The sequence below is a fragment of the Sphingomonas jatrophae genome (assembly GCF_900113315.1).
GTDB classification, from domain to species: domain Bacteria; phylum Pseudomonadota; class Alphaproteobacteria; order Sphingomonadales; family Sphingomonadaceae; genus Sphingomonas_P; species Sphingomonas_P jatrophae.
In genome coordinates, this window is sequence record NZ_FOZG01000001.1 from 879,434 (window position 1) to 895,305 (window position 15,872).

Here is a 15,872-nt window from a genome sequence, read left to right on the forward strand (position 1 = left end):
ACACCGGGGCGACCGCATCAGTCGAGCGCGTAGCGAACGCCGAGCGCGAAGGTGCGGGCGAGGAGAACGGTGCCGAGATTGTAACGCTCGAACCCGCCCTTATCCTCGAATTTGTAATATTCCTGCTGCTTGGTCTTGGTCAGGTTCACCGCATCGAAGGTGACGCCCATCCGATCCGTGACGTTGAGCGTCAACTGGAAGTCCAGGCTCTTGTCCGGCCGGCGCCACACGCCGATCGGATTGGCGAACAGCCGCGCTTCGTTCCGCTGCAGGAAGGCCTTGCGCCAAACATAAGACAGGCGCGCGCCGACCGGGCCGCGGTCATAGGCGGCCGTCACGTTGTACGAGAAGTCCGATACGCCGAAGAAGTCGGTCTTGGTCTCGCCCGTGACGTTTCCATTGATGTCGACCAGCGGGATGTTCTGCGACGACTTCAGGAAGGTGAACGACCCTTGCGCGCCCAGCCCCTTGAGGATGCCGGGCAGCCAGCGCGGGAACAGGGTGAAGCCCACCTCCGCCCCCTTCAGCACGCCGTCTGACGCATTTTCGGGCCGGGTGGTGAGGAAGCGATTGGTGTTCAGGCCGGTGCCGTTGACGTTGACCAACGAGGTGATCGGCACGACCAGCCCCTGGATCTCGCGCCGGAACAGCGTGCCGTACACCGCCATGTCGCGATCGAAATACCACTCCAGGCCAAGGTCGAAATTCTTCGAGCGCGTCGGCTGTAGCGCGGGGTTGCCGCGCGTTCCGGTGCCGTAGCCGACCTGCGTCAGGTCGCCCGTTAGCGTATAGTTCGGGTTGAGATCGCCAAAGGCGGCGCGGCGCAGCGTCTCGCCATAATTGAAGCGCACGCGCACGCCGTCGAACGGCTCGTAGCGCAGCGTCACGCTCGGCAGGAACTTGTGCGTGCCGACCGATCCATTGGTGGTCGTGCCGGCGAACCGATCGGTGAAGGTGACGTCCGTATCCACATCGACGTAGCGGACACCGAACTGGCCGTTGAGCGGCCGGCCGAAGACCGACAGCTGCGTGTCTGCCTGCAGGTAGGCAGCCATGTTGACCTCGTTCACCCGGAAGACCGGGATGAAGTTGAAGTCGTCGCTCAGCCGGATGTTGTTGGTGACGGGCAGCCGCGACAGATAGAGCTGACGGACGGCATCGGCATTCGCCGCATTGGCATAGCCGTTGGGCGCGACCCACGAGCTGGGGATATCCGCCCGCCCGTCGAAGAAGCCCTTGTTGGTATACTGGAACTTTGGGTCTAGCGTGGCGAAGTTCACGCCCAGCACGCCCGCATCCGCGGTGCGGGAGAAGGAGCGTGCGCTGCGATCGTCATAACGAATGCCGCCCTTGATCTGGCGGAGGAAGCCGTCGTCCCACTTGTATTCGGCGTCGAGATGCAGCGTGTAGGCACCACCCTTGGTGATGTCGCCATTGTCGTACAGCTCACCAACCGTCCAGCTGGACGGCTGTGCCAGCAGGGCATCGTCGGCGAAGTGGTAGGAGGGAACGCCACCCGCGGCGTTGAAGTCGACATCGATCCGGTTCGCCACGCGGGTGAGCCGCTGGGCAAAAAACGTCGTCTCGTTCTTGCTGGTCTGGCGTGACAAGTCGGCGGTGATCTTGCCGCCCTCGCCCACGTCCCATTTGCCGTTCAGCGCGTAGACGAAGCCATCGGTCTTGCTCGAACCATAGTCGCCGCTCTGGAAGCCGAAAACATTGTAGGCGTTGCGCGCCTTGACGATGTTGGAGCCTTCGTAAAGCTCGACCTGGGTCGGTGCGGGATCCCAGAAATCGACGAAGCTGAACTGCAGGCTGTTATAGGTGGTGCCGCGGAAGCCCGAGTAGAACACCTCAGCCGTGTAGACGGAGCTGTCGTTCGGCGCCCATTGCAGTGCGGCGTTGACTGACGGCCGCTCGCGCTTGCCGCGCAGATCGGACGAGAAGATAGCGTCCCGCGACAGCAGATAGGGCGTCGCCACGCCGTTGACGAGCATCGTCGAGCCGGCGGTGTCGGCCAGGCCCGCGTCCGTGCCCACCTGCCACTCGCCCGCGCCCGGGCCGCGGATGAACGCGCCTGTGATCGGGTCGGTCGCCGCCGGGAAGATGCGCTGATACGGCAACAGGCCGCTGCCCGCTGGCGGCGTCGCAGTGGCGAACGGCACCTGCGCACCGGCAGTCACCGCCATGTTGCGATACTTCGTGCGCGTATAGCTGCCGTTGATCAGGATGCCGATGTCACCGATGCCGGTTTCCCAGCGATTGCTGACCAGCGCCGAGACGTTCGGGTTATACGTATCCGCCTGCTCGTTGTAGATGCCGCGGGCGAGGCCGGAGATGGCGAAACCGTCGAAATCGAATGGCCGGCGGGTGAAGACGTCGATCTGGCCGGCGATGCCCGTCTCGATCTGCTCGGCGGCGCGGGTCTTGTAGACATCGACCCGCTTGACGAGGTTGGCGGGGATGTCCTGAAGGCTGAACGACTGCCCGGTGGTGGTAAAGATGTTACGGCCGTTCAGCGTGGTCAGCGCATCGGGCAGGCCGCGGATGGAGATCGCCGCCGCCTCGCCGCCGGTGCGGTCGGTAACCTGGATGCCAGTGACGCGCTGGAGCGCCTCGATCACGTTGTTGTCGGGCAGCTTGCCGACATCCTCGGCGACGATCGAATCGACCACCTGCACCGCGTCGCGCTTGACGTTGAGCGCACCGACGATCGATGCGCGCACGCCCGTCACGACGATCTCGTCGGCAGCGGGTGCATGCGCGCTTGCCGCAGAGCCGCCGGCGGCGGCATCGCTGACGTTGCCGCCCACCTGGCCCTCGGCAACCGAGTTGGTGCTGCGCGCGGGCGTACCGTCCGAGGCCGTCTCGGCCTGGTCCTTCGGCACGCCGCCCGTAGCCGGCGGCGTCTGCGCCCATGCCGGCGCGGCAGCCAGGAAGGAGAGCGCCGAAACGGAGCCCAAAATCGTCGCCTTCAACCTCATCACACCCCTCCCAAGACGCCGTTCGAACGCGGCATTAGTCGGACATTTGCTACGCCGCGCCCCTGCGCCAGACAAGTGGCAATTGCAACAGATTTGCATGACCACCGTCACAAAGGGAGCGCGCATCCTTTCAGATGTGCCTCGAACGCAACGCACCGGGCACCAGATTACTACGACAAGGGGAGCGGCTTACGGAGCGTCGGACGGACCTGCTCGCAGCAGCGTTCACTTCACCAGCTGAGGGTGCGCAGAGGATCGCGCCTGACGAGCGCCGACAGCCGCAGCCAAGCGAGCGCGCGGTCGCAGGGGCTGATCCCTGTCGCTCAGCGACTCCAGCTACCTTCAGAATCCGCCAGCGTCATCGCTGACGAAGCTGGCGGCATGCCCAATTCAGTCGACCCGGCTCACACCCGCCCGTTGGCGCGCGGCACGCCGAAATCGGGCACGCCATCCGCCTTGTAGCCGAAGGGCTGGACGCGCGTGTGGCGGTTGGGATCGAACAGGGGATCGCCCTTGATCTCCTTATAGTCGCGCGCATGATAGACGAGCATGTCGCGCCCGCGCTCGTCCACCGTGAAGCTGTTGTGGCCAGGGCCGTAGATGCGGTTCGCCTCCGATGTCTGGAAGACGGGCGTCGGCGATTTCATCCAGCTCTTCGGGTCCATGATGTCCGCATCGTCGCGCGCGGTCAGCATGCCCATGCAGTAACGCGCGTCGGTGGCGCTGGCAGAATAGGTGATGAACAGCCGGCCGTTGCGCGCCAGCAGGGCCGGCGCCTCCGCCACCTTGAAGCCCTGCACCTCCCACGCCAGTTCGGGCACGGTCAGCCGCGCAGGCTTGGCCGCCAGCGTCAGCGGGGTCGCCATCGGCGCCAGATAGAGGTTGGAGTTGGTCTCGATCCCCGGCTCCCGCTGCGCCCAGCAGAAGTAGCGCTGGCCGCGGTGGACGAAGCTGGTCGAATCGAGGTTGAAGCTGTCCCACGGCGTTTGGAACTGGCCGAGCTCGGACCAGCCGCCCGCCATCGGATCGGCCCCGTCGCACGCCACCGCATAGGTGCGGATGCGGAACACGTCCTCGCCGCCGCCGCTCGGGCCGGCGGCGAAATACATGATCCAGCGATTGTCGATCAGGTGCAGCTCGGGCGCCCAGATGAAGCCCGACAACGGCCCGCTGGCCTGATGCCGCCACAGCACCCGCTCCTGCGCGGTGGCGAGGCCGGCGAGCGTCTTCGCCCGGCGCAGCACCAGCCGGTCATATTCGGGGACGGAGCCGGTCATGTAATACCAGCCGTCCGTGTGGCGGAAGATCTGCGCGTCGGCGCGCTGGCGGACGAGCGGGTTGCTCAAGCCGGTCTGGCGCGCGCTGCGGGCGAGCGCGGGGGTGGCCACGGCTCCGGCGAGGAACAGGCGGCGGTCGATCATCATGGGTCAGTCCTCCAGCACGGGCCAGCCGTCCGCACCCCAGCGGATCGGGGCGATGCGCAGCGTCGGCGCGCCTTTGTTCTCGCGGTCGTAAGCGTGCCACACGACATAGTCGGTGCCGTCCTTGTCGCGCATCACGCCGGCATGGCCGGGTCCGCGCCAGCGCTGCTTCTCGGGCAAATCGGCGCGGATGAAGATGGTGCCCTGCCCGTTCATCAGGGGGCTGCCGTCCTTGCCCACATAGGGCCCGGTGATCGCCTTCGATCGCCCGACGACGGTATAGTAGGTGCTCTGCGCGCCCTTGCAGCAATAATCGTAGCTAACGATCAGCCAGTAATAGCCGCCGCGATCGATGATGAACGGTGCCTCCACCGGCGCCGGGCCACCTGCCGGTGCCGGCCGCCTCGCAAGCGAGACAGGATGCCTGGCGTCGAGCGGCTTGCCCGTCTTCGCATCGAGCGCGAACAGCTTGATCCCCGACCAGAAGCTGCCGAGCGCCAGCCAGTGCCTGCCGTCGCGATCACGCACGAAGTTCGGATCGATCGCGTTGTAATCGTCGCCCGGCATCGACTGGACAACCAGCCCCTCGTCCCGCCAGCCATAATTGGGCGAGGCGCGGTCGAGCGTCTTGCTGGTGGCGAGCCCGATGGCGGAGCGGTTCGATCCGAAGGTCGAGACCGAATAATAGAGCCGGTAGCGCCCGTTCACGAAGCTGATGTCGGGCGCCCACATGTCGCGCGCGCCCGGCACCGCCTTCGTCGCCCAATCGGGCAGCTTGTCGAGCGGCTTGGGCGCCGCCTTCCACGTGACGAGATCGGTCGAGGTCTTTGCCGACAGGCCGGTCGAGAAGGCGTAATAGGTATCGCCCTCTCGGATCATCACCGGATCGTGCGTCGGCGCGATGTCGCCGGTCAGGCGGTCGTTGAGCGAGCCGCCCGGCGGCGCGGCCTGCACGCAGGCCGCCATCACCACTCCCAGCGCAGCGAACAGTGCTTTGCGCATCTTCCTCTCCCCCTTGTGGCGGTGACCGCGCGTCAGCGCAGCTCCAGCATCACCACGGCCTTGGGCGGCAGCGTGACGTTGAGCGTGCCGTTCGCCACGCTGGCGCCGGTGAACGCCACCGGCCGCACCGTCTGCGGCGCCTCAAAGCTGTTGAGCGAGGTGATCGCCGGGGCGGTCAGGATCTGGCCGGTCGCGGTGGTGGCAGTCACGCCCGCCAGCGTCGTCGTCACTGTCGCGGGCTGGTTCGGATCGAGATTGGCCAGCGCGACGCGCACCACGCCATCCTTGCCGCGAACCGCGGAGGCGGACACGGCGGGCATCGACCACTTGTCCTTGGCATACCAGCGCGAGTTGACCTCGATCGGCAGCACGGTGCCATCCATGTAGGGCTTGTACATGGCGAAGACGTGGTAGGTCGGCGTCAGGACCATCTTGGCGCCGTCGGTCAGCACCATCGCCTGCAGCACATTCACCATCTGCGCGATGGCGGTCATCTTCACGCGGTCGGCATGCTTGGCGAAGATGTTGAGGTGGATCGCGGCGACCAGCGCGTCCCGCAGCGTGTTCTGCTGGCGCAGGAAGCCGGGGTTGGTGCCCGGATCGCCGGCATACCAGGTGCCCCACTCGTCCACCGCCAGCCACACGCGCTTGTTCGGATCATATTTGTCCATGATCGCGCTGTGCTTGGTGATCAGCTCGTCGATGCGGTTCGCCTCAAACAGGGTCTCGGCCCAGCCCGCCTCGTCGAAGTCGATAGCGGACGCGCGCGGCGGCCATCCACCAGGGATGGTGTAATAATGCAGCGACAGCGCGTCGACCTGACCGGCGGCTTGCGCGATCATCGTTTCCGTCCACTTGTAATCGTCGACGTTAGCGCCCGCAGCGATCTTCAGGATACGCGTGCCGGCCGGTGCCTTGATGAAGGTGGCGTAGCGGCGCGTCTCGTCCGCGGCGAACTCCGCGCGCATGTTGCCGCCGCAGCCCCACAGCTCGTTGCCGACGCCGAAATAGGGCACATTCCACGGCGCCTTGCGCCCATTCTTCGCACGCTCGTCCGCCAGGCTGCCGGCGGGCGCGGTCATATATTCGACCCACTCCGCCATCTCGCGTGGTGTGCCGTTGCCGACGTTGCCCGCGACATAAGCCTCTGCGCCAAGCAGCTCCGTCAGGTCGAAGAATTCGTGCGTGCCGACGGTGTTCGGCTCGGTCACGCCGCCCCAGTGGGTGTTGATCTTGACCGGGCGCTTGGCCCGCGCGCCGATCCCCTCGCGCCAGTGATATTCGTCGGCGAAGCAGCCGCCTGGCCAGCGCACCACCGGCACGTTCAGGCCCTTCAGCGCGCCGACCACGTCGTTGCGGAAGCCGCGCGTGTTTGGGATTTTGCTGTTTTGGCCGACCCACAGGCCGCCATAGATGCCATTGCCGAGATGCTCGGCGAATTGCGTGAAGATGCGCCGATCATACGTCGGGCCTGGCCTGTCGCCATGGATCGTTGCGCTCGCGCCCTCCGTTGGTGGGGTCTGCGCTTTGTAGGGCGCGGGCGGCGTCTGCGCGACCGCCGCCGTGCCCAGCAGCATTGCCGCCGCTGCGCTCAGAAACCTCGTCATCTATCCTCTCCCTTATTCTTCGAACGCCTCGACCTGCTCGCGCTTGCCCCTCAGGAAAGCGTCGGCGACGAGGCGCAACGGATCGGTGTCCACGTCGCTGCGACCGGTGCGGATCAGCGTGGAAAAGCGGGCGTAGAGCCCGGCATATTCGCGGTCCTCGCTGTGCGTGGTGCCGCTCGGGAGCGTCAGCACCGCGCCGCCGCGGGACAGCTTCAGCGTGCCCGCGTCCGTCTCGACGATGATGTCCCAGCTTTGCGGGCCGGTCTGGCGCCAATCGAGATCCATGTGGATCGGCGCGCCCGCCGTGTCGCAGAAGGCGAGATCGGCGGCGATCGGCGCAGCGCGATTGGCCGGCAGCATCAGGGTCGCGGCCTTCAGGAAGAAGGGCCGCGGCAGGATGTGCGTGGCGATGGACAGCGCGTTGATGCCGGGATCGAACACGCCAAGGCCGCCCGGCTCCCAGATCCACGCCTGGCCGGGGTGCCACACGCGCACATCCTCGCGCCAGATGATCGACACCTGCTTGACCGTGCGATCGGACAGCCATGCCCGCGCCGGTGCGACCCCCGCGGCAAAGCGCGAATGCCAGCCGGCGAACAGGCTCGCCCCCACCCGCTCGGCCCGCGCCTCCAGCGCCGCGACCTCCGCCAGCGTCGCGCCCGGCGGCTTTTCGAGAAAGACGTGGACGCCGCGCTTCAGCGCCCCGGCCGCCAGCTCGTAGCGAACCTGCGGCGGGGTGCAGAGCGCCACCGCATCCACCGGCGGCCCTTCCGCCAGCAGCGCGTCGAGGCTCTTGTGGTGCGGCACGCCGGCAACGCCCGGATCGTGCGGGCTGACCGTGGCGGCGAGGCTGAATCCGCTGTCGCCGGCAATGGCGGGAAGGTGCTGGTCGCGGGCGATCTTGCCCATGCCGACCACGGCGATGCGCACGGGATCCATGTTCAAAGCGCCTTCACCGTGACGGGCTGCTCCGCCGCACGCGTTAGCGGATTGCGCAGCGGCAACGTGAACGGCGCCGCCTCGATCTCGAACGCGTCGCCCACCTGCGTCCGGATGCCGTCGGCAAAGGACAGGGTCGCCGTGCCGAAGAAGTGGACGTGGATGTCGCCGGGCCGGCGGAACTGGGCATATTTGAAATGGTGTTGCTCAAGATTGGCCAGCGTGTGCGACATGTTCGCCTCGCCCGACAGGAACGGCTTCTCCCAGAGCACCGCGCCGTCCCGCAGGATGCGGCTCGCCCCCTCGATATGCTCGGGAGGCTCGCCCACCAGCAGCTCGGCGCCCAGCGCCGCCTGGCGCAGCTTGGAATGGGCGAGCCACAGATAGTTGTGCCGCTCGGTTACGTGATCGGAGAATTCGTTGGCGAGGCACAGGCCGATACGGTGCGGCGTGCCGTCAGGCCCGATCAGGTAAATGCCGGCCAGCTCCGGCTCCTCGCCGCCATCCTGCGCGAAAGCGGGCATTTCGAGCGTCTCACCCGGCCCACGCAGCGCGGAGCCATCGCCCTTGTAGAACCATTCCGGCTGCTGGCCGATCTCGCCCGCCGCCGGCTTGCCGCCCTCGACGCCCTCAAGGAACATCTTCATCGAGTCGGTCAGCGCTTCTTTGTCGGCCGCCGCCCGGTGCATCTTGTCGCGTCCCTCGGCCGATCCGAGATGCGTCAGGCCTGTGCCCGCCAGCAGGATGCGCGACGGCTCGTCATGGTCGATCGGCGCGATCAGACGACCGGCCGCCAGCTCCGCCGCGACCTCGACGGTGGCGCCCTGCCCCGCCGAACGGACCTGCGTGGCGAGATCGGTGCCGGCGGCGATGGCCTGCTCCGCAAGGGCGCGGATGGTCGTCGCGCCGGGCACGAAGGCGGCGGCATCGCCATCCGCCGCGATCACCGAACGGGTGCCGTTATCGGCGCGATGCTGCAACAGGCGCAGGGCCATAGATCCTCTCCGGGAAAGCCGGGATGCCGCCGCTGCGGTCACCCCGGAAACAAGGGGTTGTTCAGGCGGGCTTGCCGTCGACCAGCCGCGGCGCAGTGCCGGCGGCATCGTCGCGCAGCTCGGCCGGCAGCAGATCGGGCAGGAGGTTCTGGTAGGAAACGGGCCGCAGGAAGCGATCGATCGCCATGCTGCCGACCGACGTGGTGCGCCCGTCCGACGTGGCCGGGAACGGCCCGCCATGCACCATCGCGTGCGTCACCTCGACACCGGTCGGCCAGCCGTTCGCGAGGATGCGGCCTGCCTTGCGCTCCAGGATCGGAACGAGGCGCGCAGCGAAGTCGACGTCACCGGCATCCATCTGGATCGTCGCCGTCAGCTGGCCTTCCGACGCCTTGAGCACGCGGTGCAGCGCTGCCTCGTCACGGCAGCGGACGAGCAGCGACGAGGCACCGAACACCTCGTGGCCGAGCGACTCGTCGGCGAGGAACGCCTCCGCGTCGGTGGCGAAGAAGGCGGCGCGCCCGCAGGTAATCCCCTCGCCCACGTCGCCGCGGCCGATCGTCTCGACGTGCTTGTGACCGGACAGCGCGGTCACGCCCGCTTCGTAGGCGGCGTGGATGCCCTTGGTCAGCATGGTGGTCGGCTTCGCGCCACCAAGCGCGGTGCGAGCGGTATCGACGAAGGCGTCGAGCCCCTCACCCTCGATGGCGAGGACGAGGCCGGGGTTGGTGCAGAACTGCCCCGCCCCCATCGTCAGCGATCCGACGAAGGCGGTGCCGAGATCCGCCGCGCGCGCCTTCAGTGCCTCCGGGCAGAGGATGACGGGGTTGATGCTCGACATCTCGGCATAGACCGGGATCGGCACGTCCCGCGCCTGCGCCAGCCGGACGAGCGCGAGCCCGCCGCCGCGCGATCCGGTGAAGCCGACCGCGGCGATGCGTGGGTCCTTGACCAGCGCCTCGCCGAGATCGTTGCCCGGCCCGACGAGGTGGCCGAACACGCCCTCGGGCATGCCCGTCTTCTCCGCCGCGCGCAGGATGGCAGCAGCAACGAGAGCGCCCGTCGCCGGATGCGCCGGATGCCCCTTCACGACGACGGGGCACCCCGCCGCCAGTGCCGAGGCGGTGTCGCCACCGGCAGTGGAGAAAGCGAGCGGGAAGTTGGACGCCCCGAACACTGCGACGGGGCCGATCGGCACCATGCGCAGCCGCAGATCGGGCCGCGGCAGCGGCTGACGCTCAGGCAGCGCCGGATCGACGCGCAGGCCGAGATATCCGCCCTCGCGGACGACGCCGGCGAACAGCTTGAGCTGGCCGACAGTGCGCCCGCGCTCGCCCTCCAGCCGGGCGCGCGGCAGGCCGCTCTCGCGCATGGCGGTGACGATCAGCTCGTCGCCGATCGCGACGATCTCATCGCCGATCGCGTCGAGGAAGGCGGCCCGCGCCTCGCGGTCGAGGGCGCGATAGGCGTCGAACGCGACCTCGGCCGCGGCGCAGGCGGCGTCGACATCGGCAGGGCCATGCGTGGCGAACGGCGCACCGAACGCTTCGCCGGTCGCGGCATCGATGGATTGGAACGGGTGGGCTGCCGGCGCAGGCATGGTCTCGACCGTCATCGCGCGTCTCCTTGATTACTCCGACATATGACAGCAAGCTGGCGAGCGCAACGATTTAGCTTCCCTCAGGCGGCACTCGGCTGATACGTCGCCAACCGGAATGAAAGTGGACACAGACGAGAGCCAGAGCGGCCCCGCCGATGCAGAGGCGCCCGCGCCCCGCAGCCCGCGTGGCACCGGACGGCGTCTGCACGGCGCCATTGCGCACAAGCTGGGCGTGGCGATCATGTCCGGGGAATATGCGCCGGGCGATACGCTGTCCGGCGAGGTCGCCTTCTCCGAGGCGCTTGATGTGTCGCGCAGCGCCTATCGCGAGGCGGTGCAGGTTCTCGCCGCCAAGGGGCTGGTGGAAAGCCGTCCGAAGGCTGGCACGCGCGTGCTGCCCCGCTCGCGCTGGAACCTGCTCGATCCCGACGTGCTCGCCTGGGCCTTTTCCGGTGAGCCCGACCGCCACTTCGTCCGCAGCCTGTTCGAGTTGCGCGCGGTGGTCGAGCCCGCCGCCGCCCGCTTCGCCGCGGAACGCCGCAGCCGCGACGACCTGAAGGCGATGAAGGATGCGCTTGCGCTGATGCGCCGCCACACGCTGGCGACGGACGCGGGCCGTGCCGCCGATCGCGATTTCCACGATGCGATCCTGCGCGCCACCCGCAACGATGCGATGGTGGTGCTGAGCGCCAGCATCGGTGCCGCGGTGAACTGGACGACGCAGTATAAGCAGCGCGCCCGCGCCCTGCCCCGCAATCCGATCCCCGATCATGCGAAGGTCTATGACGCCATCGCGGGGGGCGACGGCGAAGCGGCGGCGAGCGCGATGCGCGTGCTGGTCGATCTCGCGCTCGAGGATACAGCCAGCGCGATGGAGGGGTGAGGATCGTCGCTCACCCCGCCATGCCGACCAAATAGTCCGACGCCTCTTACCCGACGTGCGGCTCCGTGACCGCTCCGGTCGGCTTCGCGCCCCAAACCGCATAGAACAGCACGTAAAGCTCGCACGCCGCCGTCAGCAGGAACGAGGTCTGCAGGCCGACCGTGTCCGCCAGCCAGCCCTGCACCACCACCAGCGCACCACCCGCAATCGCCATGATCAGCAGGCCCGATCCTTCCTCGGTGAGCGGGCCGAGACCACGGATGCCGAGCGTGAAGATGGTCGGGAACATGATGGAGTGGAACAGCCCGACGAGGATCAGCGCCCACATCGCCGTCGGCCCGCTCGCGAACACCGTCACCAGCATGACGACGAACGCGCCGATCGAGCAGAAGGCCAGCACCTTCTCCGCCGACACACGCTGCATTACCGCCGAGCCGACGAAACGGCCGACCATCATCCCGCCCCACAGCAGGGTGAGATAACGGCCCGCACGCTCGGCGGTCAGGTTAGCGATATCGGGCTGGCTGACGAAATTGACGAACAGGTTGGCGACTCCGATCTCCGCGATCAGGTAGATGAAGATCGCCGGCACGCCGAAGACGAGGTTGCGATGCTTCCACAGCGAATGGTTGCGCCGCTCCTCCTTGGCCAGCCGCTGCGTCGCCGCGCCCATGGCTGGCAGCGGGAAACGGGCGATCACCACCGCGAGCACGACCAGCACCGCCGCCACCAGGACGTAGGGCAGGATCACCGACTGCGCATCGGCCAGCCGCTCCGCCTGCGTCAGCACCGTGCCCGCCTCCGCCGTCCCGCCCTTGGAGCGGCCGAGGATCAGATAGGCCCCGAACAGGGGCGCCAGCATCGTGCCGGCCGAGTTCATCGCCTGCACCAGGTTCAGCCGCGACGACGCCGTCTCGGGCGATCCGATCACCGCGACATAAGGGTTTGCCGCCACCTGCAGCGTCGTGATGCCGCTGGCGATGACGAACAGCATGGCCAGCGTCACGCCGTAGGACGGCAGGCTCGCCGCCGCCACCATGCCGAGCGAGCCCGCCGCCATGACGAGCAGACCGACCACCAGCGACTTCTGGTAGCCGATCCGCTCGATCAGCTTGGCCGCGGGAATGGAGGCGACGAAATAGGCGATGAACCATACGCTCTCGATCAGCGTCGTCTGGGTATAGTTCAGGTCGAACACGCTGCGCAGATGCGGCAGCAGCGTGTTGTTGATGACGGTGATGAAGCCCCACATGAAGAACAGGCTGGCCAGCAGCGTCAGCGCGGATCGGTAGCGGCCGGGCTCATAGGCTGCGGCAGGGCTTATGCTGGTGGATGCGATCGGTGCGGCCATGTTCACCCTTCTCCCGCAGGCTGCGACCATGCGGACGATGCCGTCCCGCAGCCGCTTGCCCTTCTTCTTTTTGTCCGACTATATAGCGGCACAAGGCGCGTCAACGGCGCCCGGGCCGAAAAGGATGAGGCATGCGGAAGGTGCGGAACGGGGGCGCGGCGCTTGCGCTGGTCATGGCGATGGGGATGGCGATGCCGGCTGCTGCTGCCACGGTGACGCGCGCGCCTGCAGGCGCGCTCAGCAACGGTACCGCGATCGAGGCGATCACGCTCAAGAACGAAGCGGGCATCTCCGCGCGCATCCTCACCTATGGCGCCACGCTCCAGTCGCTCATCGCGCCCGACCGCGCCGGCCGTCCGGCCGACGTGCTGCTCGGCTATGACGATCTCGCCTCCTACGAGCAGCACCCGAATTATTTCGGCGTCACCGTCGGCCGCTACGCCAATCGCATCGCCGGCGCGCGCTTCAGCCTGGACGGCAAGAGCTACCAGCTGCCGGCGAACGACAAGACCAATTCGCTCCATGGCGGCGGCAAGGGCTTCGACAAGCAGCCCTGGCGCGTGGTCTCGACCAAGGATGGCGCGAGCGCCAGCGTGGTCCTCGCGCTGACCAGCCCCGATGGCGATGCGGGCTATCCCGGCAAGCTCGACGTCACCGTCACCTACTCGCTCGACGAGGCGGGCGCGCTGACCATCGCCTTCGATGCGAAGACGACCAAGCCGACCGTGGTCAACATGACCAATCATGCCATCTTCAACCTCGGCGGCGAGGGATCGCCGCTCGGCGCCACCTACCAACGGCTGACCATCCCGGCGACCACCTATACGCCGGTCGACGACAAGCTGATCCCGACTGGAGAGCGCCGCCCCGTCGCCGGCAGCGTGTTCGATTTCCGGAGCGGCCGCGTAATCGCCGACGGCATCCGCGACGGTCGCAACCAGCAGATCCGCTATGGCCAAGGCTATGATCACAACTTCGCGCTCGACAAGGGGCTGACCAAGCAGCCCGGCCTCGCCGCGCGGCTGGAGGATCCGGCGTCGGGCCGCGTCCTCGAAGTGCTCACGACCGAACCGGGCGTGCAATTCTATACCGGCAACTTCCTCGACGGCACGTATCTCGGCAAGGGCGGCCACCTTTACCGCATGGGCGACGGCATCGCGCTGGAACCGCAGAAGTTTCCGGATGCGCCCAACCAGCCCGACTTCATCTCCGCACGTGTGGATCCCGGCAAGCCCTATCGGCACGTCATGATCTACCGCCTGTCCACGCTTCGCTGACGGACCTTTCATGACCGAGATCGCCAAGCCCAAGCTGCGCTCGCGCGCCTGGTTCGACAATCCTGCCAATATCGACATGACCGCGCTCTATCTCGAGCGCTATCTCAACTTCGGCATCACGCTGGAGGAACTGCGCTCGGGCCGGCCGATCATCGGCATCGCGCAGACCGGCAGCGATCTCTCCCCCTGCAACCGCCACCATCTCGTGCTTGCGGAGCGGCTGCGCGACGGCATTCGCGAGATGGGCGGCATTCCGCTCGAATTTCCGGTTCACCCAATCCAGGAAACCGGCAAGCGCCCGACTGCGGGGCTGGACCGCAATCTCTCCTATCTCGGCCTCGTCGAGGTGCTTTACGGCTACCCGCTCGACGGCGTGGTGCTGACGATCGGCTGCGACAAGACGACCCCTGCCTGCCTGATGGCGGCGGCGACGGTGAACATCCCCGCCATCGCGCTGTCGGTCGGCCCGATGCTGAACGGTTGGCACAAGGGCGAGCGCACCGGCTCGGGCACGATCGTCTGGAAGGCGCGGCAGATGCTGGCGGCCGGCGAGATCGACGATGCCGAGTTCATCAAGCTGGTCGCCAGCTCCGCACCCTCGACCGGCTATTGCAACACGATGGGCACGGCGACGACGATGAACTCGCTGGCCGAGGCGCTGGGCATGTCGCTGCCCGGCTCCGCGGCGATCCCCGCCCCTTACCGGGACCGCCAGGAAAGCGCCTATTGGACGGGCCGCCGCATCGTCGAGATGGTGGCAGAGGATCTGAAGCCGTCGGACATCCTGACGCTGGATGCGTTCCACAATGCCATCGTCGTCAATTCGGCCATTGGCGGATCGACCAACGCGCCCATCCACCTCGCCGCGCTCGCCCGCCATGTCGGCGTCGATCTGCCGCTGAAAGATTGGGAGACGCACGGTCACAAGGTGCCTCTGCTCGTCAATCTGCAGCCCGCGGGCGAGTATCTGGGGGAGGATTACTACCGGGCCGGCGGCGTGCCCGCGGTTGTCGCACAGCTGATGAAGCAGGCGCTGATCCGCGAGGACGCGCTGACGGTCAACGGCCGAACCATCGGCGACAATTGCCGGGGCGCGAAGGTGGAGGACGAGAAGGTCATTCGCCCGTTCGATCAGCCGCTCAAAAGCGATGCGGGCTTCATCGTTCTGACCGGCAATCTCTTCGACGCCGCGATCATGAAGACCAGCGTGATCTCCGACGAGTTCCGCCAACGCTATCTGTCCAACCCGGACGATCCGGACGCCTTCGAGGGCCCAGCCATCGTGTTCGACGGGCCCGAGGATTATCATCACCGCATCGACGATCCGTCGCTCGGCATCACCACCAGCACCTTGATGTTCATGCGTGGCGCGGGGCCGATCGGCTATCCGGGCGCGGCCGAGGTCGTGAACATGCGCCCGCCCGCCTACCTCATCACCGAGGGTGTCCATGCCCTGCCCTGCATCGGCGACGGGCGGCAGTCGGGCACCAGCGGCTCGCCCTCAATCCTCAACGCCAGCCCCGAGGCCGCGGCCAATGGCGGCCTTGCACTGCTGCAGACCGGTGATCGCGTGCGGATCGATCTGCGCAAGGGCCGCGTCGACGTGCTGATCGCCGACGAGGAACTGACCGAGCGCCGCCGTGCGCTGATGCAGGCCGGCGGCTACGCCTATCCCGCCTCGCAGACGCCGTGGCAGGAGATCCAGCGATCGGTCGTCGGCCAGCTCGACACGGGAGCGATTTTGGAAGGCGCGGAAAAGTATCAGCGCCTTGCCCAGACCGCCGGCGTGCCGCGCGACAATCACTGACGACAG

Annotated in this window: 10 protein-coding genes and 1 pseudogene; 3 read left to right on the top strand and 8 right to left on the bottom strand. The window is 67.4% G+C overall.

Features of this window, described 5'->3' with window-relative positions; all coding sequences use genetic code 11:
* Positions 1-17 precede the first annotated feature (17 nt).
* The 7 genes and pseudogenes from BM360_RS04145 to BM360_RS04175 all read right to left on the bottom strand — a co-directional run bounded on the left by BM360_RS04145 (position 18) and on the right by BM360_RS04175 (position 10,563).
* A complete protein-coding gene (locus BM360_RS04145; RefSeq protein WP_093311116.1) occupies positions 18-2,984 on the bottom strand; it encodes a TonB-dependent receptor in 2,967 nt (988 codons plus the stop codon).
* Between the two features lie 413 nt (positions 2,985-3,397).
* Positions 3,398-4,408 (bottom strand): annotated as a pseudogene (locus BM360_RS04150) (glycoside hydrolase family 43 protein); the annotation flags it as partial.
* 3 nt (positions 4,409-4,411) lie between these two features.
* Entirely contained in the window at positions 4,412-5,407 is a 996-nt protein-coding gene (locus BM360_RS04155; protein WP_093311118.1) for an arabinan endo-1,5-alpha-L-arabinosidase, read from the bottom strand.
* A 32-nt stretch (positions 5,408-5,439) separates the two neighbouring features.
* On the bottom strand, positions 5,440-7,014 hold the full coding sequence (locus tag BM360_RS04160; RefSeq protein ID WP_093311120.1) for an alpha-N-arabinofuranosidase: 1,575 nt from the start codon (positions 7,012-7,014) through the stop codon (positions 5,440-5,442).
* Between the two features lie 12 nt (positions 7,015-7,026).
* Positions 7,027-7,953 (bottom strand): Gfo/Idh/MocA family protein, encoded by a 927-nt coding sequence (locus BM360_RS04165; RefSeq protein WP_093311123.1) that lies wholly within the window; start codon positions 7,951-7,953, stop codon positions 7,027-7,029.
* 2 nt (positions 7,954-7,955) lie between these two features.
* Positions 7,956-8,948, bottom strand: coding sequence for an AraD1 family protein (gene araD1, locus BM360_RS04170; protein WP_093311127.1), 993 nt, complete (start codon positions 8,946-8,948; stop codon positions 7,956-7,958).
* A gap of 61 nt (positions 8,949-9,009) precedes the next feature.
* Positions 9,010-10,563, bottom strand: a complete 1,554-nt coding sequence (locus BM360_RS04175) for an aldehyde dehydrogenase (NADP(+)) (protein ID WP_093311130.1) — start codon at positions 10,561-10,563, stop codon at positions 9,010-9,012.
* A gap of 100 nt (positions 10,564-10,663) precedes the next feature.
* Here BM360_RS04175 and BM360_RS04180 point away from each other — a divergent pair, with 100 nt between their 5' ends.
* Entirely contained in the window at positions 10,664-11,431 is a 768-nt protein-coding gene (locus BM360_RS04180; RefSeq protein WP_093311134.1) for a FadR/GntR family transcriptional regulator, read from the top strand.
* Positions 11,432-11,477: 46 nt separating this feature from the next.
* Here the strand turns inward: BM360_RS04180 and BM360_RS04185 are convergent, their stop codons facing one another.
* Positions 11,478-12,782 carry a sugar MFS transporter gene (locus BM360_RS04185; RefSeq protein ID WP_093311137.1) on the bottom strand — a complete coding sequence of 435 codons (1,305 nt, stop codon included), beginning with the start codon at positions 12,780-12,782 and terminating at the stop codon, positions 11,478-11,480.
* A 131-nt stretch (positions 12,783-12,913) separates the two neighbouring features.
* On the opposite strand from BM360_RS04185, the gene BM360_RS04190 reads away from it, so the two are divergent.
* Together BM360_RS04190 and BM360_RS04195 are read left to right on the top strand one after the other, a co-directional pair.
* Complete coding sequence (locus BM360_RS04190) at positions 12,914-14,059, top strand: aldose epimerase family protein (protein ID WP_093311140.1); 1,146 nt, start codon at positions 12,914-12,916, stop codon at positions 14,057-14,059.
* 10 nt (positions 14,060-14,069) lie between these two features.
* On the top strand, positions 14,070-15,866 hold the full coding sequence (locus tag BM360_RS04195) for an IlvD/Edd family dehydratase (protein WP_093311144.1): 1,797 nt from the start codon (positions 14,070-14,072) through the stop codon (positions 15,864-15,866).
* The last annotated feature ends 6 nt before the right edge of the window (positions 15,867-15,872 follow it).